Source organism: Microbacterium aurantiacum, assembly GCF_002872075.1.
GTDB classification, from domain to species: domain Bacteria; phylum Actinomycetota; class Actinomycetes; order Actinomycetales; family Microbacteriaceae; genus Microbacterium; species Microbacterium aurantiacum_A.
In genome coordinates this window covers 132393-154038 of the sequence record NZ_PGGU01000007.1, presented here as the reverse complement: position 1 = coordinate 154038, position 21646 = coordinate 132393, and the positions used below count along the sequence as shown (strand labels likewise).

At 67.0% G+C, this 21646-nt stretch carries 21 protein-coding genes; 19 read left to right on the top strand and 2 right to left on the bottom strand.

The window, feature by feature from the left end; genetic code table 11:
• Nucleotides 1–171 precede the first annotated feature (171 nt).
• The 14 genes from CUR96_RS07665 (at nt 172) to CUR96_RS07600 (ending at nt 14318) form a co-directional block, all read left to right on the top strand.
• A complete protein-coding gene (locus CUR96_RS07665) occupies nt 172–933 on the top strand; it encodes an FtsQ-type POTRA domain-containing protein (RefSeq protein WP_245861125.1) in 762 nt (253 codons plus the stop codon).
• Nucleotides 934–1114: 181 nt separating this feature from the next.
• Nucleotides 1115–2263, top strand: a complete 1149-nt coding sequence (gene ftsZ, locus CUR96_RS07660; protein WP_102192711.1) for a cell division protein FtsZ — start codon at nt 1115–1117, stop codon at nt 2261–2263.
• A gap of 11 nt (nt 2264–2274) precedes the next feature.
• Nucleotides 2275–2952, top strand: a complete 678-nt coding sequence (locus CUR96_RS07655) for a YggS family pyridoxal phosphate-dependent enzyme (protein WP_102192710.1) — start codon at nt 2275–2277, stop codon at nt 2950–2952.
• 42 nt (nt 2953–2994) lie between these two features.
• On the top strand, nt 2995–3471 hold the full coding sequence (locus CUR96_RS07650; RefSeq protein WP_102192709.1) for a cell division protein SepF: 477 nt from the start codon (nt 2995–2997) through the stop codon (nt 3469–3471).
• Between the two features lie 3 nt (nt 3472–3474).
• Nucleotides 3475–3771, top strand: coding sequence for a YggT family protein (locus CUR96_RS07645; protein ID WP_102192708.1), 297 nt, complete (start codon nt 3475–3477; stop codon nt 3769–3771).
• 183 nt (nt 3772–3954) lie between these two features.
• Nucleotides 3955–4554 carry a DivIVA domain-containing protein gene (locus tag CUR96_RS07640; RefSeq protein ID WP_102192707.1) on the top strand — a complete coding sequence of 200 codons (600 nt, stop codon included), beginning with the start codon at nt 3955–3957 and terminating at the stop codon, nt 4552–4554.
• A 51-nt stretch (nt 4555–4605) separates the two neighbouring features.
• The gene (lspA, locus tag CUR96_RS07635; RefSeq protein ID WP_281255046.1) at nt 4606–5145 is read left to right on the top strand and encodes a signal peptidase II; all 540 of its coding nucleotides are present in this window, start codon (nt 4606–4608) and stop codon (nt 5143–5145) included.
• A gap of 3 nt (nt 5146–5148) precedes the next feature.
• Nucleotides 5149–6069 carry an RluA family pseudouridine synthase gene (locus CUR96_RS07630; RefSeq protein WP_102192705.1) on the top strand — a complete coding sequence of 307 codons (921 nt, stop codon included), beginning with the start codon at nt 5149–5151 and terminating at the stop codon, nt 6067–6069.
• 47 nt (nt 6070–6116) lie between these two features.
• Nucleotides 6117–6689, top strand: a complete 573-nt coding sequence (locus tag CUR96_RS07625) for a GNAT family N-acetyltransferase (protein ID WP_102192704.1) — start codon at nt 6117–6119, stop codon at nt 6687–6689.
• A gap of 50 nt (nt 6690–6739) precedes the next feature.
• Nucleotides 6740–10252: a DNA polymerase III subunit alpha gene (dnaE, locus tag CUR96_RS07620; protein ID WP_102192703.1), complete on the top strand. Its 3513-nt coding sequence runs from the start codon at nt 6740–6742 to the stop codon at nt 10250–10252.
• Between the two features lie 68 nt (nt 10253–10320).
• Nucleotides 10321–11499 carry a hypothetical protein gene (locus tag CUR96_RS07615; protein ID WP_102192702.1) on the top strand — a complete coding sequence of 393 codons (1179 nt, stop codon included), beginning with the start codon at nt 10321–10323 and terminating at the stop codon, nt 11497–11499.
• A 3-nt stretch (nt 11500–11502) separates the two neighbouring features.
• Complete coding sequence (gene hisD, locus CUR96_RS07610) at nt 11503–12807, top strand: histidinol dehydrogenase (protein WP_102192701.1); 1305 nt, start codon at nt 11503–11505, stop codon at nt 12805–12807.
• A 10-nt stretch (nt 12808–12817) separates the two neighbouring features.
• Nucleotides 12818–13285, top strand: coding sequence for a transcriptional regulator NrdR (nrdR, locus tag CUR96_RS07605; protein WP_102192700.1), 468 nt, complete (start codon nt 12818–12820; stop codon nt 13283–13285).
• A 10-nt stretch (nt 13286–13295) separates the two neighbouring features.
• Complete coding sequence (locus CUR96_RS07600; protein WP_102192699.1) at nt 13296–14318, top strand: quinone-dependent dihydroorotate dehydrogenase; 1023 nt, start codon at nt 13296–13298, stop codon at nt 14316–14318.
• A gap of 62 nt (nt 14319–14380) precedes the next feature.
• On the opposite strand, the gene CUR96_RS07595 is transcribed toward CUR96_RS07600, so the two are convergent.
• On the bottom strand, nt 14381–14953 hold the full coding sequence (locus CUR96_RS07595; RefSeq protein ID WP_102192698.1) for a DUF3043 domain-containing protein: 573 nt from the start codon (nt 14951–14953) through the stop codon (nt 14381–14383).
• Nucleotides 14954–14998: 45 nt separating this feature from the next.
• Here CUR96_RS07595 and CUR96_RS07590 point away from each other — a divergent pair, with 45 nt between their 5' ends.
• The 5 genes from CUR96_RS07590 to CUR96_RS07570 all read left to right on the top strand — a co-directional run bounded on the left by CUR96_RS07590 (nt 14999) and on the right by CUR96_RS07570 (nt 20072).
• Nucleotides 14999–16426 carry a dipeptidase gene (locus tag CUR96_RS07590; protein ID WP_102192697.1) on the top strand — a complete coding sequence of 476 codons (1428 nt, stop codon included), beginning with the start codon at nt 14999–15001 and terminating at the stop codon, nt 16424–16426.
• A gap of 100 nt (nt 16427–16526) precedes the next feature.
• Complete coding sequence (gene erpA / locus CUR96_RS07585) at nt 16527–16889, top strand: iron-sulfur cluster insertion protein ErpA (protein WP_102192696.1); 363 nt, start codon at nt 16527–16529, stop codon at nt 16887–16889.
• A 96-nt stretch (nt 16890–16985) separates the two neighbouring features.
• Complete coding sequence (gene ctaC / locus CUR96_RS07580) at nt 16986–17903, top strand: aa3-type cytochrome oxidase subunit II (protein ID WP_102192695.1); 918 nt, start codon at nt 16986–16988, stop codon at nt 17901–17903.
• A 78-nt stretch (nt 17904–17981) separates the two neighbouring features.
• Nucleotides 17982–19634, top strand: a complete 1653-nt coding sequence (gene ctaD, locus CUR96_RS07575; protein WP_102192801.1) for an aa3-type cytochrome oxidase subunit I — start codon at nt 17982–17984, stop codon at nt 19632–19634.
• Between the two features lie 3 nt (nt 19635–19637).
• Nucleotides 19638–20072, top strand: a complete 435-nt coding sequence (locus CUR96_RS07570; RefSeq protein ID WP_102192694.1) for a cytochrome c oxidase subunit 4 — start codon at nt 19638–19640, stop codon at nt 20070–20072.
• 57 nt (nt 20073–20129) lie between these two features.
• Here CUR96_RS07570 and CUR96_RS07565 read toward each other — a convergent pair whose 3' ends face one another.
• Nucleotides 20130–21563, bottom strand: coding sequence for an MFS transporter (locus CUR96_RS07565; RefSeq protein ID WP_219721969.1), 1434 nt, complete (start codon nt 21561–21563; stop codon nt 20130–20132).
• Nucleotides 21564–21646 lie beyond the last annotated feature (83 nt).

Here is a 21646-nt window from a genome sequence, read left to right as displayed (position 1 = left end):
TCGATGCGCCGGCCCGCACCGCTGCCGACGCCGGCGGAGAAGGAGACACCGCCGCCGCCCCCGCGCCCTCGCCGCAAGGCCGATCGGACACAACGGGAGCCGGACGCGGTCGAAGGTGAGCCCGACCTGTCGGACGAGCCGCCTCTCCCGGATGGGCTTGATCTGCCGGACATGACCCCGACGACGAGCCGTGATGTCTGGCGTGCGGCACGCGCCCGGCGTAAAGCGCTGCGTGCCGAGATCCGCCGCTTCACGCAGCGCTCCCGTCGACGCCGCATCATCTGGATCAGTGGCATCGGGGCGGTGCTGCTGCTGATCGGCGGCAGCGTGGCCACGGCCTACAGCCCGCTGTTCGCCGTGGAGAAGATCACCGTCGTGGGCGCGACGGTCCTCGACCCTGCGGTCGTGGAGGCGGCGCTGAGCGGCCAGATCGGAACGCCGCTGGCGCTGGTGGACACGAGTGAGATCAAGGCCGCGCTTCTCGCCTTCCCGCTGATCGAGACGTACGCGCTGGAGGCGAAGCCGCCGCATGACCTGACGGTCAGCATCGTCGAGCGCACCGCGGTCGGCGTGATCGAGTCGGACGCCGGATACACGCTCGTCGATGCGGCGGGCGTGGCGCTCGCGACGACGAGCGACCAGCCGCCAGGTCAGCCGCTCATCGACGTCGAGGGCGGAGTCGATTCCATCGCGTTCGAGAGCGTCGGACTGGTGATGCGCTCATTGCCCGCCGATGTACGCGCTGCCGTCACCGGCGTCCGTGCGTCGACCGCGGATGACGTCACACTGACCCTCGCATCGGGGCTGGTCGTGGTGTGGGGGAGCGCCGAGGAATCGCGTGCCAAGGCGCTGACCTTGAGCCGGGCGATGGGCGCGAAGCCGGACGCGCAGACGATCGACGTCTCCTCGCCCGACCTCGCCGTCGTCGGCTGAGCCCGATCCGCGCGGCAAAGCAGCGACACGCCCGTGTCGCTGCGGACGCGCGGGCATGCGGCGCTTACCTTCGAACAAGAGAAACCAATACCGGGAAATACTTTACACCTCTAGTTGAGGTTTAAGGTTCACACCCGGGTTTCCCGCCTAAACGACAGGCTCGACTATTCGGAGGCCGGCCATGAGCCAGAACCAGAACTACCTCGCCGTGATCAAGGTCGTCGGCGTCGGCGGTGGCGGCGTCAATGCCGTCAACCGCATGATCGATCTCGGCCTCCGCGGAGTCGAGTTCATCGCCGTCAACACCGACGCGCAGGCGCTGCTGATGAGCGACGCCGACGTCAAGCTCGATGTGGGCCGTGAGCTCACCCGCGGCCTCGGCGCGGGCGCTGACCCGGAGGTCGGCCGCCGTGCAGCGGAGGACCACGCCGAAGAGATCGAGCAGGCGCTCACGGGAGCCGACATGGTCTTCGTCACCGCGGGCGAGGGAGGCGGCACCGGCACCGGTGGCGCACCTGTCGTCGCGCGCATCGCGAAGTCCATCGGGGCCCTCACCATCGGCGTCGTCACCAAGCCGTTCTCCTTCGAAGGCCGTCGCCGCCAGAGCCAGGCCGAGGCCGGCGTCGCCAAGCTGAAGGAAGAGGTCGACACCCTCATCGTGGTGCCGAACGACCGGCTGCTCGAGATCAGCGACCGAGGCATCTCGATGATCGAGGCGTTCGCAACCGCAGACCAGGTGCTCCTCGCCGGTGTGCAGGGCATCACCGACCTCATCACGACCCCGGGTCTGATCAACCTCGACTTCGCCGACGTCAAGTCGGTCATGCAGGGCGCCGGATCCGCGCTCATGGGCATCGGTTCCGCCCGTGGAGCCGACCGCGCGATCAAGGCAGCCGAGCTCGCGGTCGAGTCGCCGCTGCTCGAGGCGAGCATCGAGGGTGCGCATGGCGTGCTGCTCTCGATCCAGGGTGGTTCGAACCTCGGCATCTTCGAGATTCACGATGCCGCGGATCTGGTCAAGGAAGCTGCTCACCCTGAGGCGAACATCATCTTCGGCACGGTCATCGACGACACTCTCGGCGACGAGGTGCGCGTCACGGTGATCGCCGCCGGATTCGACAGCGGTGAACCGACGCTTCGACTGGACCCGATGGTGGTCAGCCGTCCGGCAGCCGCTTCGACGCTGCCCGAGGTTCCGCTCTCCACCGCCTCCGACGTTCCGTCCGTGCCGGAGAAGACCGAGGGCGACTCGGTGACCCGGGTCCCCGCGACGAGCCTCGAGCCGGCGTTCGCCGAGGATGACATCGACATCCCCGAGTTCCTCAAGTAATCAGCACTCCGATGGATTTGGCTGCACGGCTGTCGGCGATCGACATGCAGATCGCCGACGCCGCGCGACGAGCCGGCCGCGATGCCGGGGAGCTCACCCGCATCGTGGTGACAAAGTTCCATCCGGCATCCCTCGTTCGGGAGCTCCATGCGCTCGGCGTGCGCGACGTCGGCGAGAACCGGCAGCAGGAGATGTCTGCCAAGGCCGACGAGCTGCAGGACCTCGATCTGCACTGGCACTTCATCGGCCAGGCGCAGACGAACAAGGCGGCGGCGATCAGGAGCCGGGTGGATGCCGTGCACTCGGTCGACCGCGAACGGCTGGCCGATGCGCTTCACCGCGCCGCCGAGGACGACTCCGTGCTCGACGTCCTCGTGCAGATCAATCTCACGGGCGACGCCGGACGCGGGGGAGTCGAGCCGGACGCGGCAGAGGCTCTCGCCGAGCACGTGCTCGGGCTCGGGTCGCTCCGGCTCCGCGGAGTGATGGCGGTCGCTCCTCTCGACGAGGAACCGGCACCCGCCTTCGCGCGTCTGCGTGACGCGGCCGATCGGGTGCGCCTGATCGCACCCGACGCGACTTGGATCTCCGCCGGGATGACCGGCGACTTCGCCGAGGCCATCGCTGCAGGCGCGACACACCTGCGGATCGGCTCCGCAATCACAGGACCCCGGCCCGACCGGGGTTAACCTCTAAACAGACCAGCCCGAACGTTCGAACCGGAGGACACGATGGGTAACCCGCTGAAGAAGACCATGGTGTATCTCGGCCTCGCCGACGAGGAAGAGGTCTACGAGGAGGAGACGCAAGCTCCTGCCCGTGCTCACCGCGACCGCGAGCAGCGCGATCGGGAGGAGGCCGTTCCGGCCCCCGTGACGCCACTGCGCCGTCCTGTCGCCGTGCGGCAGCCTGCTGCCGGCACGGTGAACGAGATCCTGACTGTGCATCCGAAGCAGTACCGCGACGCCCAGCTGATCGCCGAGAGCTTCCGCGAGGGCGTGCCGGTCATCATCAACCTGTCCCAGATGAGCGACGCCGACGCGCGACGCCTCATCGACTTCGCCAGCGGTCTCTCCCTGGGCCTCTACGGCCGCATCGAGCGCGTGACGTCGAAGGTCTTCCTGCTGTCGCCGGAGAACATCGCGGTGTCGGGCCACGGGGGAATCGCACACGCAGACGCCGAGTCTGCGGGCTTCGACCAGTCGTAACCCGTGGAGCTGGTCTCCGTCCTCGCCAGCATCGTTCACCTGATGCTGCTGTTGTACATCCTCGTCCTCTTCGCGCGTCTGATCCTCGACTACATTCCGCTGTTCAACAGGGAGTGGCGTCCGAAGGGTCCTGGCCTGATCGTCGCTGAGATCGTCTACACGATCACCGACCCCCCGATCCGGTTCTTCCGGCGCCTGATTCCGCCGTTGCGCATCGGAACGCTGTCTCTGGACTTCGGATTCGCGCTCACCATGCTCGTGGTGCTGATCCTCATGAACATCGTCAGCCTCTTCACCTGAGAGACGCTCGAACCACCGGGCGTCGGCCCGACGAGTTCGTCGCGCATGGGGTGTCGCGGCATCGCGTCTTTCAGACACGGGGACTATGCTTGGCTCCCAGGTGCGCGCCCCGGGTTCGCGCCACATCACGACCACGCCATACATCGAAACTGGCAAAAGAACTCATCGAAAGAGGAGCCACCCATGGCACTTACCCCGGATGACGTCGTCACCAAGCAGTTCCAGCACGTCCGTTTCAAGGACGGCTTCGACCCGGACGAGGTGGACGACTTCCTCGACGAGATCGTCATCGAGTGGCGCAAGGCGCTCGAGGAGAACGTCGAGCTCAAGGCCAAGCTGGCCGCGTACGAGTCCGGTGCGGCTCCTGAGGCTGCAGCCCCGGCTCCTGCCGTCGTCGAGGCCCCCGCGCCCGCCCCCGTCGCCGAGGTCCCGGCAGAGCCCGCAGCCTCCGGCTCCGCGACCGCGACCGCAGGCATCATCGAGCTCGCGCAGCGTCTGCACGACGAGCACGTCGCCGAGGGCGAGGCGAAGCGCAACCAGCTCATCGCCGACGCCGAGGCAGAGGTGAACCGCATCCGCGGCGAGGCCGAGGCCAAGCAGCGCGAAGAGACCTCCCGCATGGAGCGCGAGCGCAACTCGCTCGAGGCCCGCATCACCGAACTCCGCAACTTCGAGCGCGACTACCGCAACCAGCTTCGCGGCTACATCGAGGGCCAGCTCCGCGACCTCGACGAGAAGTCGGCGTCGACGGACTCGACGCCTGTCTCGGCGATCGGACTGTAGGTCGACCCTTTGCCAGGACGTCGTCCCCTTCGTCGGTCGGCGGCCGGTGCGATCGTTGCGATTCTCGCAGCGCTCGTGCTGGCCGCCGATCAGTTTGTGAAGCACCTCACGATCACCCACCTGCCGCTGCAGGAATCCGTTCCGGTGCTCGGAGGCTTCCTTCAGCTGTACTACGTCCGCAACCCCGGAGCGGCGTTCTCGCTCGGGTCCGAGGTGACCTGGATCTTCACGATCGCGCTGTCGGTCGTCGCTGCCGTGATCATCTGGAAGGCGCTCGCGTTGCGCTCGCGGCTCTGGGCCGTCGTCTTCGGATGTCTGCTCGGCGGCGTGCTCGGCAACCTCACGGACCGACTGCTCCGCGAGCCGGGATTCCCTGTCGGTGAAGTCGTCGACATGATCTCGATGCCGTGGATGATGCCCGCTATCTTCAACGTCGCGGACATCTTCATCGTGACCGGGATGATCTCGGTCGCGCTGCTCGTGGTCTTCGGGCTCCGGTTCGATGGCACCCGCGATCGTGACCATGCCGCGGCTGAAGCGGCGGCATCCGAGAACCCGGATGAGCCCAAACCGGTCGACGTGGAGCACTGAACGGTGGAATCGCGGTCTCTTCCCGTCCCCGACGGTCTGGACGGTGCGCGCGTCGATGCGGCACTGGCCAAGATGCTCGGCTTCTCACGCACCTTCGCCGCTGATGTGGCGTCGGCCGGCGGCGTCAGGCTCGACGGCGTGACGCTCGACAAGTCCGATCGTCTACGCGGTGGCGGCTGGCTCGAGGTCGAATGGCGACCGAAGGAGGAGCCGCGGATCATCCCGATCGCGGTACCCGATCTCGGTATCGTCCACGACGACGACGACATCGTCGTGGTCGACAAGCCGACCGGCGTCGCCGCGCACCCCTCGGTGGGCTGGGAGGGGCCGACCGTCGTCGGAGCCCTGGCGGCTGCGGGGTTCCAGGTCGCGACGAGCGGAGCCCCGGAGCGCCAGGGCGTCGTGCACCGGCTCGACGTCGGTACCAGCGGACTCATGGTGGTCGCGAAGACCGAGACCGCGTACACCGCACTGAAGCGCGCGTTCAAGGAGCGCACGGTGGAGAAGATCTACCACGCGGTCGTCCAGGGGCATCCGGATCCGCTGGCGGGAACGATCGATGCGCCGATCGGACGGCACCCGAACCACTCGTGGAAGTTCGCCGTGATCCCGGACGGCAAGCCGTCGGTCACGCACTACGAGACGCTCGAGGCATTTCCCGGGGCTTCGCTCCTGGAGATCCACCTCGAGACCGGCCGCACGCACCAGATCCGCGTGCACATGGCCGCGCACCGGCATCCCTGCGTGGGTGACCCCCTGTACGGTTCCGACCCGACGATGTCGGCCAGGCTCGGCCTGACGCGGCAGTGGCTGCACGCGCATCGGCTCGCCTTCCACCACCCCGCCACCGGCGACTGGGTGCAGTTCGAGTCGCCGTATCCGGCAGACTTCCGGCACGCGCTCGACGTGCTCCGCGGGGAGTAGTCACGCCGCACCTTCGGGGTGTCGGATGCTTCGGGCAGACTGTGCTCATGAGCATCGAGGTGCGGCCCGCGACCGTTTTCGAGGATGTCGCGGCGCTGGTAGGACCGAAGAAGCCGACATCGAACGTGTGCTTCTGCCTGAGCTACCGCGTCGGCAGCAAGGAGAACCTGTCGCTGACCGGGCAGGCGCGTGCGGACCGCGTGCGTGAACTGTGCGAACACGATCCGCCACCGGGCGTGATCGCGTACCTCGACGACGAGCCGGTCGGCTGGGCCGCTGTGCACCCGCGGCGCGACACGAGCTTCGCGCGGAACCGGCTGATCCCGCACGTCGACGAGCTCGACGTGTGGTCGCTGTGGTGCTTCCGGGTACGTCCCGGATATCGGAAGCAGGGCGTCTCGCACGCGTTGATCGAGGGAGCGGTCGCGTACGCGAGAGAACGCGGAGCTCCGGCGATCGAAGGCTATCCCGTCGACAATGGCGGCGAGAAGGTGAACCTGACCATGGCCTACGTGGGCACGAGAAGGCTCTTCGAGGATGCCGGCTTCAAGAAGGCGGCGGATACCGGCTCGGTGCTCGACGGATTCCCGCGGGTGCTCATGCGGCTCGATCTCTCTTGAATCCGGCACTCTGAACTGCAACGTCTGACGCCGAAAGTAGACTTGAACCCATGGCATCCGACTCCTTCGTTCACCTGCACGTGCACAGCGAGTACTCGATGCTGGACGGTGCTGCGCGGGTCGGGCCGCTGATCCAGGAGGCCGTGAAACAGGGGATGCCGGCCGTCGCGGTGACCGACCACGGCAATACGTTCGCCGCCTTCGAGTTCTACAAGACGGCGAAGGATGCCGGCATCAAGCCGATCATCGGCATCGAGGCCTATGTCACTCCGGGGACGCACCGCAGCGACAAGACGCGAGTGCGCTGGGGATCGCCCGAGCAGCAGCGGGACGACGTCTCCGGCTCGGGTGCGTACACGCACATGACCCTCCTCAGCGAGACGACCGAGGGCATGCACAACCTCTTCCGGCTCTCGTCTCTGGCGAGCATGGAGGGCTATTACTTCAAGCCCCGCATGGACCGCGAGATCCTGCAGAAATACTCCAAGGGACTCATCGCCACGACCGGCTGCCCCTCCGGCGAGATCCAGACCCGTCTCCGCCTCGGGCAGTACGACGCCGCACGGGCGGCGGCGGCCGAGTTCCAGGACCTCTTCGGCAAGGAGAACTACTTCGCCGAGATCATGGACCACGGCCTCTCCATCGAGCGCCGGATCATGACAGACCTGCTGAAGATCGCCAAGGACCTCAGCATCCCCCTCGTCGGCACCAACGACCTGCACTACACCCACCAGCACGATGCCACCAGCCACGCCGCTCTGCTCTGCGTGCAGTCGGGATCGACGCTCGACGACCCGAACCGTTTCAAGTTCGACGGCGACGGCTACTACGTGAAGTCCGCCGCGGAGATGCGGCAGATCTTCCGCGACAACCCAGAGGCCTGCGACTCGACGCTGCTCATCGCCGAACGCTGCGACGTCGAGTTCAACACCAGCGCGAACTACATGCCCAACTTCCCGGTGCCGCAGGGCGAGACCGAGGAGAGCTGGTTCATCAAGGAGGTCGAGCAGGGCCTGCAGATGCGCTACCCGCACGGCATCCCCGATGACGTCCGCAAGCGGGCCGAGTACGAGTCGGGCGTCATCACCCAGATGGGATTCCCCGGCTACTTCCTCGTGGTCGCCGACTTCATCAACTGGGCCAAGAAGAACGGCATCCGGGTCGGCCCTGGTCGTGGTTCCGGTGCCGGGTCCATGGCCGCATACGCCATGGGGATCACGGACCTCGACCCGATCGCACATGGCCTCCTCTTCGAGCGCTTCCTCAACCCCGACCGCGTCTCGATGCCCGACTTCGACGTCGACTTCGATGATCGCCGCCGCTCCGAGGTGATCCAGTACGTCACCGCGAAGTACGGCGACGAGCGCGTCGCGCAGATCGTGACCTACGGCACGATCAAGGCCAAGCAGGCCCTGAAGGATGCCGGTCGCGTTCTCGGCTTCCCGTTCAGCATGGGGGAGAAGCTCACCAAGGCGATGCCGCCGGCCGTCATGGGCAAGGACATGCCGCTGGACGGGATGTTCGACCCGACGCATCCGCGCTACAAAGAGGCCGGCGAGTTCCGGGTCGTCATCGAGACCGACCCGGAGGCGAAGACGGTCTTCGACACGGCGCTGGGGCTGGAGAACCTGAAACGCCAGTGGGGCGTGCACGCTGCGGGCGTCATCATGTCGTCCGACCCCCTGATCGACATCATCCCGATCATGAAGCGGGAGCAGGACGGTCAGATCGTCACGCAGTTCGACTACCCGTCGTGCGAGTCCCTCGGACTCATCAAGATGGACTTCCTCGGGCTGCGAAACCTGACGATCATCTCCGACGCCCTGGCGAACATCAAGCTCAACCGCGGCGAAGACCTCGTGCTCGAAGAACTCGCGCTCGACGACCAGGGCTCCTACGACCTGCTCGCCCGTGGTGACTCGCTCGGCGTGTTCCAGCTCGACGGCGGGCCGATGCGCTCGCTGATGCGCCTGATGAAACCCGACAACTTCGGCGACATCTCGGCGCTCATCGCGCTGTACCGTCCGGGCCCCATGGGTGCGAACTCGCACACCAACTACGCCCTGCGCAAGAACGGCCTCCAGGAGATCACGCCGATCCACCCCGAGCTCTCCGAGTCGATCGCCGACATCCTGGACGAGTCCTACGGCCTGATCATCTACCAGGAGCAGGTGATGGCGATCGCCCAGCGCGTGGCCGGCTTCTCGCTCGGCCAGGCCGACATCCTCCGTCGCGCGATGGGCAAGAAGAAGAAGTCCGAACTGGACAAGCAGTACGCCGGCTTCCAGGCCGGCATGCACGCCAACGGGTACTCGGACGGCGCCGTGAAGGCGATCTGGGACATCCTGCTGCCCTTCTCCGACTACGCCTTCAACAAAGCGCACTCCGCCGCCTATGGCGTGATCTCGTACTGGACCGCATACCTCAAGGCGCACTATCCCGCCGAGTACATGGCGGCGCTGCTCACCAGCGTCGGCGACTCGAAGGACAAGATGGCGCTGTACCTCAACGAGTGCCGCCGCATGGGCATCAAGGTGCTTCCACCGGACGTCGGCCAGTCCATCAACTTCTTCGCCGCAGTCGGAGAAGACATCCGCTTCGGCCTCGGCGCGGTGCGCAACGTCGGCAGCAACGTGGTCGACGGCATCGTGCAGGCCCGCCAGGAGGAGAACTTCGCGTCGTTCCACGACTTCCTGAGCAAGGTCCCGCTGCACGTCGCCAACAAGCGCACCGTGGAGTCGCTGATCAAAGCGGGGGCGTTCGACTCGCTCGGACACACCCGCCGCGCCCTCATGGAGATCCACGAGGATGCGGTGGAGCAGATCGTCCTCGACAAGCGTCGCGAGGCCCACGGCGAGGTCGGCTTCGACTTCGACAGCCTCTGGGACGAGCCGCAGCACGACGCGAAGGTGCCGGATCGCCCGGAGTGGACGAAGAAGGACAAGCTGGCGTTCGAACGCGAGATGCTCGGACTCTACGTCTCCGACCATCCGCTCGCCGGACTCGAGGTCCCGCTGGCGAAGCACGCCTCGATCTCGATCCATGACCTGAACAACTCCGAAGACATCCAGGACGGCGAGCAGGTCACCGTCGCCGGGCTCGTCACGAGCGTGCAGCACCGAGTGGCGAAATCCAGCGGCAACCCGTACGGCATGATCACCGTCGAGGACTTCAACGGCGAGGTCACCGTGATGTTCATGGGCAAGACCTACACCGAGTTCCAGCTCGTGCTGCAGCAGGACTCGATCCTCGCGGTGCGCGGACGCGTCTCGCGCCGCGACGACGGGCTGAATCTCCATGCCCAGTCGGCCTTCGCCCCCGACGTCGGCTCGTTCGATGCGGCCGGACCGCTTGCGCTCGTGCTGGCGGAGCAGCGTGCCACGGAGCGCGTGATGAACGAGCTCGCCGACGTGCTGCGTCGGCACTCCGGAGACACCGAGGTCGTGCTGCGCGTGCACCGCGGCGGCACCGCGAAGGTGTTCGAAGTGCCGATGCCGGTCAAGGTGACCGCCGACCTGTTCGGTGACCTCAAGTCACTGCTCGGCCCGTCCTGTTTGGGATGACCGGGTAGTATCGGGACGCGTTGGGAGCGCGGAACGACCCCGCCGCGCACTGCGACGAAAGGACGACTATGAGCACCGACCAGCCCGAGATCACCGACAGCGAGAGCGATCCGTTCATCGAGGACGGAGTCCTCTACGACGACGAGGTCACACCCGAGTACGGTGTCCTCGGCTTCACCCTTCGCGAGCTGCTGATCGTCGCTGTCTGGGTGGTCGCCTTCGTCCTCTCGTTCTTCCCGCTCGGAGGCAGCGCGTCGATCTGGGCGCTCGGAATCCAGTGGATCCTGCCGATCGGCTTGCCGACGGTCGCCGTCTTCCTGCTGGTCCTTCGCCGGTTCTCGCCGGACGGCATCCGCCGGGTCGGCTCGCTCGGCATCGACCAGTTCGCCTCCGTCGCCTTCTCGGTCTCGGCGACCGTGTGGCTCGGCAGCCTGTGGGGCGCGGTGGCCGCCTCGGTCGAGTACGGCGGCTGGACTCTGCCCTGGAACGCACTCCTCCAGGTGCTGACAGCTCTGGCGCTCGTCGCCTTCACCGTCTTCGCCCCGATCGTTCCCGGCCTGAAGGAAGACTTCCAGGGGCGACTCGTCACGCTGGCGCACCGCAACGCGAACCCGGTCCGACCGGTGATCCCGCGCCCGAAGCCGGTCGCTGCGGAGACGGCGCCGGTCGCCTCGGAGGATGTGACCGCCGATCCCGAGGCTTCTGCCCGCGAGTCGGATGCCGTCGCAGGCACTCCGCAGAACGACTCGGCCACGATGGTGCTCGACCTCGAACTGTCCGGAGCTCACACGACGGACGAGATCGCGCGCTCCGACTTCGCGGGCCAGGTCCCCACTGCCGCGCACGCATCCAATGGGGACACCGGGACCGAGGAGACCACGTCCGAGGATGCCTATGTGCCGTCGTACTCGCGACGGTCGCGGGGGCAGGATGCTGAGGAGCAGTCCGGATCCGATGAGATCGACGCGCTGCTGGCTGATCAGAGCCCCGAACCCGCCGTGGGCCCGGACGACGTCACCGATCTCGATGCAACGAACCCGCGCGAGCAGGCTCCCGCCCCGCAGCCCTTCTGGATCCTCGCGCCGACCGAGCGCGACGTCCACGACGAGCGCGGGGAGACGCTGTTCCGGATCGGCCCAGACGCCTGGGCGCTCGTGATCGAGGACAGGGGCGGCGCCTATGTCGTGCGGCACGACGACGGACGCATCGGCTACCTGCACGACGTCGCAGACATCGCGAAGGGCTAGAACGTGCGCACCATCGATCTCCGAGGGCGAGAGCTCTCGCCCGTCGCCATGCTCGCGGCCGTGCCGCGTGCTGTCCAGGCCCGCGCCGAGGCACTGGAGGCCGCGACACGCATCGTCGACGATGTGCGCGAACGCGGTGAGGTGGCGCTGCGGGAGCAGGCCGAACGTTTCGACGGCGTCGCCGGACATGCTGTACGCGTGCCTCAGGCTCACATCGACGAGGCTCTGGCTTCCGTCGACCCCGCCGTGCGCGCCGCTTTCGAAGAGGCCATCAGCCGGGTGCGGCAGGGATCCGCTGCTCAGGTGCCGTCCGCCCGGACCACCGAGATCGGCGCGGGCGCGCGCATCACCCAGCGCTGGCAGCCCGTCGGCAGAGTCGGCGTCTACATCCCCGGCGGCAAGGCGCCGCTGTCCTCCAGCGTCATCATGAACGTCGTCCCCGCGCAGGTCGCGGGAGTGCAGCAGATCGCACTCGCGTCTCCGGCGCAGTCCGACCAGGACGGTCGCGTGCACCCGACGATCCTCGCCGCGGCCGGCCTTCTCGGCATCAGCGAGGTCTACGCGATGGGCGGCGCCGGCGCCATCGGCGCCTTCGCCTGGGGCGTGCCGACCCTCGGCCTCGACCCGGTCGACGTCGTCTCCGGTCCCGGCAACAACTACGTCGCCTCCGCGAAGCGCGCCGTCGCCGGTGTCGTGGGCACCGATTCCGAAGCAGGCGCCACCGAGATCCTCATCGTCGCCGATGCGCGCGCCGACCCCCGTCTCGTCGCAGCCGACCTCATCAGCCAGGCCGAGCACGACGAGCAGGCATCGGCCGTGCTCGTCACCGACTCACCCGACCTCGCCGACCGGGTCGCGATGGAGGTCGAGCGGCAGGCGGCGGTCACGCGGCACAGCGTCCGGGTCGCCGCAGCGCTGGAAGGTCCGCAGTCCGCGATCGTCCTGGTGGACGACCGCGCGATGGCAACGGCGTTCAGCAACGCCTACGCCCCGGAGCACCTCGAGCTCCACCTCGAGGATGCGAGCGCGGCGGCATCCGCTTTCACGAACGCCGGTGCCGTCTTCGTCGGAGACCAGACTCCGGTCAGCCTCGGCGACTACATGGCGGGCAGCAATCACGTCCTCCCGACAGGTGGGCAGGCCCGCTACGCCCCGGGGCTGGGGGCATACACGTTCGTGCGCCCTCAGCAGGTGATCGAGTACGACCACGCGGCCCTCGCCGCGGTGCGAGAGGGGGTGGTCGCCATGGCGACCGCCGAGCTCCTGCCCGCGCACGGTGAAGCGATCGAGGCTCGCTTCACGGCGTAGGTTAGACGACATGCATTGCCCCTTCTGCCGTCATCCGGATTCCCGAGTGATCGACTCGCGCACCAGCGATGACGGACTCTCGATCCGCCGACGCCGCCAGTGCCCCGAATGCGGTGGCCGGTTCACGACGACGGAGACCGCGAGCCTGAACGTGATCAAGCGATCCGGTGTGATGGAGCCGTTCAGTCGCGAGAAGGTGATCGCCGGCGTCCGCAAGGCCTGCCAGGGGCGCCCGGTGACCGAAGCCGATCTCGCCATCCTCGCCCAGCGCGTCGAGGAGGCGGTTCGCCAGACCGGGGTGTCGCAGCTCGACACCAACGAGATCGGACTGGCCATTCTCGGTCCGCTGCGCGACCTCGACCGGGTGGCCTATCTGCGCTTCGCGAGCGTCTACCAGGCGTTCGACTCGCTGGACGACTTCGAGAGCGCGATCACCGAGCTGCGCCGCGACCACGAGAAGTCCGACGCCGACCGGTAACCTGGCAGGGATGTATCCGCTGCTCTTCCGCGCCGTCCTTTCGCGCTTCGACCCCGAGTTCGCCCACCATGCCGGCATGGCGGTGATCCGCATCCTGGGCGTGCCGCCGTTCTCCTGGGCGACCCGCGCACTGACCCGCCCGGATCCGGCGCTGCAGGTCGAGGCCCTCGGTCTCACCTTCCCCTCGCCGTTCGGCATCGCGGCAGGATTCGACAAGAACGCCGTCGGAGTGCGCGGCCTCGCCGCGCTCGGGTTCGGCCACGTCGAGATCGGAACCGTGACAGCGATCCCGCAGGAGGGAAATCCCAAGCCGCGCCTCTTCCGGCTGATCGAGGATCGCGCGGTGATCAATCGCATGGGCTTCAACAACGCCGGAGCGGATGCTGCGGCTCGTCGCCTCGCGCAGCTGCGTCGTGGTGCCCCTGACACCGTCATCGGCGTGAACATCGGCAAGAGCAGGGTCGTCGAGGTGGAGGACGCCACGGCCGACTACGTCGCCTCGGCGGCGAAGCTCGCACCGCTGGCCGACTATCTCGCCGTCAACGTGTCATCCCCCAACACTCCCGGCCTTCGCGGCCTGCAGGCCGTCGAGACCCTCGCGCCGCTGCTGCGCGCGGTGCGCGCGGCGGCGGGGGAGACCCCGCTGCTGGTGAAGGTCGCGCCCGACCTCCCGGACGCGGAGATCACCGCGATCGCACAGATGGCGGTCGCGGAGGGTCTGGCCGGCATCATCGCCCACAACACGACGATCAGCCGCGACGGCCTGCGCACCGATGCCGCGACGGTCGACGCGGCCGGCGCCGGCGGGCTGTCGGGCGCACCGCTGAAGGAGCGGTCGATCCAGGTGCTCCGCGTCGTGCGAGCGGCCGTGCCGGAGGACTTCTGCGTGATCGCCGTCGGCGGCGTCGAGACCGCCGAAGACGTGCAGGAGCGCCTGGATGCCGGCGCCACTCTTGTGCAGGGCTACACGGCCTTCCTCTACCGCGGCCCGTTCTGGGGTCGCGAGATCAACCGAGGGCTGCGCCGAGGCTGAGCCCTGACGAAGAAGGCCTCATGCTCCGCGGAGCATGAGGCCTTTCTCGATGACGGCGTGCGTCAGGCCGGGTACTGGCCGCGCTTGACCTGCGGCTTGGGCAGGCGCATGAAACGCATCTGCAGTGCGCGCATCGCCGCGTACCAGCCGAGGCCCTTCTCCATCCGCTCCTTGCCGAACTTCTCGGCGGCCTTGCGCTTGACGCGCAGACCGAGCAGGATCATCCCGCCGACGGCGATCAGCAGGTACGCCATCATCACGAGGTACGCGTAGTAGGCGATCGCGAGGTTCGCGGGTGCGAGGGATGCCAGGATGACGAGCACCATCACCGCCATCACGAACTCGGCAGGATGCCAGCCGGCATCCACGTAGTCGCGCACCCAGCGGCGCTGCGGACCCTTGTCGCGGGGCGGCAGGTACTTGTCTTCGCCGGCGGCCATCCCGGCCTGGGCGCGCGCGCGGCGCTCGTTCAGCTCGGCGCGCGCTGCGGCCTTGGCTTCTTTCGTGTTCGCGACCAGGGGGCGGCGGCGTGCGGCCTCCTGCTGTGCGCGGGTGGGCGTCGCGCGTCCCTTTCCGACGGCTGGCGTCTCAGAGGCGTCGTCATTCGTCGATGGGGAGGCAGGGGTATGGGCCACGAGGTTCCTCGGTTCGCTACAGGGGTTCGCCTTAAGATTACTCGCATGAACTCTCCCGCCCCTTCCAGCGAATCAAATCAGTCTCCTGAAGCCGAGTCGGCGATCACCGAGGCCGTCGCGACCGGCATCCCCGCCGCCCTGGCCGACCTGGGCGATCTCGTCCGCATCCCCGGCATCGCGTGGCCCGCATTCGATCAGAGCCAGCTGGAGCGCAGCGCCGCCGCCGTCGCCGCGCTGGCGACCGGAACCGGCGTCTTCGACGAAGTGCGCGTGCTGCGCGCCGCCGTCCCGGGAACGGACGAACTGGGCCAGCCGGCCGTCCTCGCCACACGTGCGGCGCGCAACGGGAAGCCGACCATCCTGCTGTACGCCCACCACGATGTGCAGCCCCCGGGAGACGACGAGCTCTGGGAGACCCCGCCGTTCGAGCCGACCGTGCACGGCGGTCGGCTCTATGGACGCGGTGCCGCCGACGACAAGGCCGGGATCATGGCGCACATCGCGTCCCTTCGGGCGGTCGCCGAGGTGCTCGGTGACGACCTGGAACTCGGCGTGTCGATGTTCATCGAGGGGGAGGAGGAGTACGGCTCGCGTTCGTTCGCCCAGTTCCTCGCCGACAACAAGGACGCGCTGCGCGCCGACGCCATCGTCGTGGCCGACTCCGGCAACTGGGATTCCGTCGTTCCCGGCCTGACCGTCTCGCTGCGCGGGAACGCCCGATTCACCATGCGGGTTCGCACCCTCGACCATGCCTCCCACTCCGGGATGTTCGGTGGCGCTGTTCCCGACGCGATGATGGCGACGGTGAAGCTCCTGTCGACCCTGTGGAACGAAGACGGCTCGGTCGCCGTCGACGGGATGACGCAGCGCGATGCTCCGACTCCCGACTACACCGAGGAGACGCTGCGCGATGAGGCAGGGCTCCTGCCCGCCACCACGCCGATCGGCGATGGAACCATCCTCAGCCGGATCTGGAACAAGCCGTCGATCACCGTCATCGGCATCGACGCGACGAATGTCGCGGCAGCATCCAACACCCTGCTCCCTGAGGTGACCGTCGTGATCAGCGCACGCGTCGCACCGGGGCAGACCGGCGAGGAGGCATACGAGGCGCTCCAGCAGCATCTGCGCGCGCACGCGCCGTTCGGTGCGGAGTTGACGTTCAGCGATGCCGACCTCGGCAACGGTTTCCTCGTGGACACCAGCGGCTGGGCGGTCGCGCTGACCCGCGATGCGATGCGCGACGGCTATGGAGCCGCTCCGGTCGACCTCGGAGTCGGCGGGTCCATCCCGTTCATCGCCGACCTCGTCCGCGAGTTCCCCGAGGCTCAGATCCTCGTCACGGGGGTGGAGGATCCGCACTCTCGCGCGCACAGCCCGAACGAATCGCTGCACCTGGAGACGTTCCGCCATGCGGTCGCGGCCGAGGCCCTGCTGCTCAGCAGGATGAACGGGATCACGCTGCCGCACTGATCACCGGCGCGGCTTTCCCTCGTCCTCGCCGTGTGCACGGGTGGCGACGGTACAATCGATGGGAAAGCCGCGCCCGTCGCGGCCCGTCACAAGGAGCGACATGAGCGACACCACACTGACTGCAGAGACCACCCGCGCCCACGGCGTCAACCTGACCGAGGCCGCAGCCCTCAAGGTCAAGAACCTCCTCGAGCAGGAGGGCCGCGACGATCTTCGCCTGCGCGTCGCCGTTCAGCCCGGCGGATGCTCCGGACTCATCTACCAGCTCTACTTCGACGAGCGCTACCTCGAAGGCGACGAGACCGTCGACTTCGACGGTGTCGAGGTCATCATCGACAACATGAGCGTCCCGTATCTCGACGGTGCATCGATCGATTTCAAGGACACGATCTCGGAGCAGGGCTTCACGATCGACAACCCGAATGCGGCCGGCAGCTGCGCCTGCGGCGACAGCTTCCACTGACTCCGGACCCCCGTCAACCTGCGTGGTTGGCATGAATCGGGTGTGAGGTTGCCCTAGACTTGAGGCGTGCCCTGTCCGCGATCTGAAAGGTGCATCGTGCCCTCGAAACACCGCCTTCGTTGGGCCGCCCTCCCTCTGGGAGTTGCGGCAGCTGTGGTTCTGGCGGGATGTACTCCCACAGAGGCGAACGGCTTTCTCCCGGGCTTCGTAGAAGGTGGTCCCGCAACCACGGACCAGACGGAGCGCGTCTCCGCGCTCTGGGTGAACTCGTGGATCGTGCTCCTCGCGGTCGGCGTGATCACGTGGGGCCTGATGGCCTGGGCCGCGATCGCATACCGGCGTCGCAAGGGCCAGGTCGGCCTGCCGGTGCAGCTGCGCTACAACATGCCGATCGAGATCTTCTACACGATCGTGCCGCTCATCCTCGTGCTGGGCATGTTCTTCTTCACGGCTCGCGATCAGTCCGAGATCGAGGCGAAGTGGGATGACCCCGACGTCGAGATCACCGCGATCGCCAAGCAGTGGGCGTGGGACTTCCAGTACGACGGCGAGGACGAGGACGACTCGGACGCCGTGTGGACGATGGGCATTCAGGCGCAGCCCGACAAGGAAGGCAACATCGACCAGTCGCAGTTGCCGACTCTGGTGCTCCCGGTCGACCAGAAGGTCACGATCGACCTCCAGTCCCGCGATGTCATCCACTCGTTCTGGATCATCGACTTCCTCTACAAGAAGGACATGTACATCGGGAAGGACAACTCCTGGTCCTTCATCCCGACTCGCGTCGGCGAGTACAAGGGCAAGTGCGCCGAACTCTGCGGCGAGTACCACTCGATGATGCTCTTCAATGTGAAGGTCGTCGAGCAGGACGAGTACGACGCGTACGTCGAGTCGCTCCGCGAGAAGGGCAACACCGGCAGCATCACCGACGCCTACGACCGTCTCGGAAACTTCCCGGGCACGCAACCGTCCGACTCCGGGGAAGAGTCCCACTCCGAGGAAGAGGGAGAGTAAGCCATGTCGACCAACTCTGAATCCGGCGACGCTCACCGCTCCCGTCCCCATGCCCTGCCCGCCCGCCAGGCTGCTCTGATGAGTTCCTCGCGCGTGGAGCAGAAGGGCAACATCGTCGTCAAGTGGATCACCTCCACTGACCACAAGACCATCGGGTACATGTACCTGATCGCGTCCGTGCTGTTCTTCCTCCTCGGCGGCGTGATGGCGCTCGTCATCCGCGCCGAGCTGTTCGCCCCCGGGATGCAGATCGTCCCGACCAAGGAGCAGTACAACCAGCTCTTCACGATGCACGGCACGATCATGCTGCTGATGTTCGCGACGCCGCTGTTCGCCGGATTCGCCAACGCGATCCTGCCCCTGCAGATCGGGGCGCCCGACGTGGCGTTCCCGCGTCTGAACGCCTTCGCCTTCTGGCTGTTCCTGTTCGGCTCGACGATCGCAGTCGCCGGCTTCCTCACCCCGCAGGGTGCGGCTTCATTCGGCTGGTTCGCCTATCAGCCGCTCGCCGGGGCGACGTTCTCGCCCGGTGCGGGTGGAAACCTCTGGATGCTGGGACTCGGCATCTCGGGTTTCGGAACCATTCTCGGTGCGGTGAACTTCATCACGACGGTCATCACCATGCGCGCTCCCGGTATGACGATGTGGCGCATGCCGATCTTCTCCTGGAACACGCTGATCACGAGCCTCCTTGTGATCATGGCCTTCCCTGTCCTCGCCGCGGCGATCTTCGCCGCCGGTGCGGACCGCGTGCTCGGTGCACACATCTACGACCCGGCCAACGGCGGCGTGCTCCTCTGGCAGCACCTGTTCTGGTTCTTCGGCCACCCCGAGGTGTACATCATCGCGCTGCCGTTCTTCGGCATCGTCTCGGAGATCTTCCCGGTGTTCAGCCGCAAGCCGATCTTCGGATACAAGACCCTCGTCTACGCGACGATCGCGATCGCCGCGCTGTCGGTGGCGGTGTGGGCCCACCACATGTACGTCACGGGATCGGTGCTGCTGCCGTTCTTCGCCCTGATGACCATGCTCATCGCGGTTCCGACCGGCGTGAAGATCTTCAACTGGATCGGCACGATGTGGCGTGGCTCCGTGACGTTCGAGACGCCGATGGTCTTCGCCCTCGGCTTCCTGGTGTCGTTCGTCTTCGGCGGCCTGACCGGCGTCATCCTCGCGGCCCCTCCGCTCGACTTCCACCTCAGCGACTCGTACTTCGTCGTCGCCCACTTCCACTACGTGGTCTTCGGCACCGTCGTGTTTGCGATGTTCGCCGGCTTCTACTTCTGGTGGCCGAAGTGGACCGGGCGCATGCTCAACGAGCGCCTCGGATACGTGCACTTCTGGATGCTGTTCATCGGCTTCCACATGACCTTCCTCATCCAGCACTGGCTCGGCGTCGACGGAATGGTTCGCCGCTATGCGGACTACTCTGCGGCCGACGGCTGGACCTGGCAGAACCAGGTGTCGACGATCGGTGCGATCATCCTCGGGGCGTCGATGCTGCCGTTCTTCCTGAACGTCTGGATCACCGCTCGCAAGGCGCCGAAGGTCACGGTCAACGACCCGTGGGGCTACGGAGCATCGCTCGAGTGGGCGACGTCCTGCCCGCCGCCGCGTCACAACTTCACCTCGATCCCGCGGATCCGCAGTGAGCGTCCCGCCTTCGACCTGAATCACCCGGAGGCGGCGGAGTTCGCCACCACTGCACCCGTCGAGCGAGAGGTCCACTGAGCCATGCGCGACAACGTCATTCTCTGGTGGGTGCTGACCGCGTTCTTCGCGCTCGTCGGCGTCATCTACACCGGATGGAACATCCTGGCTCACCCCGATCTCGAGATCGTGAACCGGATCGAATGGGTCGGCACGGTCGCCCTGTTCTTCACCGCGTTCATGGGTGCGATGATCGCCTTCTACCTCGACCGCACTCACGCGGCCCAGGGAGGCGAACTGCCCGAGGACATCCTCACCGCGGACATCGACGACGGCGACCCGGAGCTCGGCGAGTTCAGCCCGTGGTCCTGGTGGCCGATCGTCCTCGCGGGATCCGCAGCGATCTTCATCGTCGGACTGGCTGTCGGCCACTTCCTGCTGCCGATCGGCCTCGCGGTCTTCGTCGTCGCGATCGTCGGATGGGTGTACGAGTACTACCGCGGCAACTTCGCCCGCTGATCGATACGAAGAAGGCCCCCGGAGATATCCGGGGGCCTTCTTCTGTCTGCCGTGCTCTCAGACCCGTTCGTCCACCGTGCGTCGGCGGGTCAGGAGCACCGAGGTGGAGGCCAGCAGGCCGACCACCGCGACGGCGATCACCAGGTAGAGGCCTGGGCGGTACGCCGCGATGCTGGTCGCCGTCGTGGCGCTGATCAGGCTGGTCGCCACCGCCAGGACGATCGCGCCGCCGATCTGACCGGACGTCTGCACCAGCCCGGATGCCAGGCCCTGCTCCTCGTCGGCGATGCCTTCCGTCGCCTGCACCATGACAGCCGAGAAACCGATCGCGAAGCCGAGACCCAGCAGCAGGAAGCTCGGCAGGTAGTCGACGAAGTACGCCGGGTCGGGACTGCCACCGCGCAGGATGAACCACAGGTACCCCAGCACGAACGCGGTCATCGACGCGATGATCATCGGCGTGGTGCCGAAGCGGTCGATGAACCGCCCGGCGAATGGCGAGAGGATCGCGACGATGATGCCGGCCGGCGCCAGCGCGAGCGCCATCTGCAGAGGCTCCCAGCCGAGGGTGTTCTGGAGGTACAGCGACACGATGGTCTGGAAGCTGATGTAGGAGCCGAAGATCGCCATGGCGGCGAGGTTGGCGCGCACGATCGACGTCACCTTGAAGATGCTGAGGCGGACGAGTGGGTACCGCACCTTGCTCTCGGTCACGAAGAAGGCGCCGAGCAGGAGGACGGCGACCACCAGCGTGAGGATGACCCCGCCGGTGAAGCCGGTCTCCGGCGCGGTGACGATCGTATAGACGGCGGCGAGCATGCCGCCGGTGAGCATGGCAGCTCCGGCGAGGTCGATGCGGCCTCGTTCGGTCTCCTGTGCCCGCGGCACCACGATGAATGCGGCGACCAGCACGATCGCGACGGCCACGACGGGCGCGAAGAAGGTCAGCCGCCAGTCGATTCCGGTCAGCAGCCCGGACATGATCAGTCCCGAGGCGTAACCGGTCGCACCGAAGACGGTGAAGATCGACAGCGCTCGATTGCGGTCGTGTCCCTGCTTGAAGGTGGTGGTGATGATCGAGAGCGCCGCCGGGGCGGTGAAGGCGGCGGCGATTCCCTTGACGACACGGCTGGCGATGAGAAGGGCGCCGTCGTCGACGATACCGCCGACGAGAGACGCGATGCCGAAGACGACGAGGGCGGCGAGGAAGACGCGCCGCCGGCCCAGCAGGTCGGAAGCGCGACCACCCAGCAGCAGGAGGCCTCCGTATCCGAGGATGTAGCCGTTCACGATCCATTGCAGGCTGGTGGTGTCGAGTCCCAGCTCGGCGCCGATGGAGGGCAGGGCGACGCCGACCATGGAGACGTCGAGGGCGTCCAGGAACATGGCGAGCCCGGCGACGAAGAGGATGGCCCAGAGTTTGAGACCCCATCGACGATTCGTCGACGGGGAGGTTGTCGGGGAACTGAGATCTGGTTGCGTAAGTGTCACGTCGATCAACGTACATGCCTGTGCATTTGATGTCAACGCATTGAATGCGAAGTCATTAAATGTTTACACATGCTACGCTGATC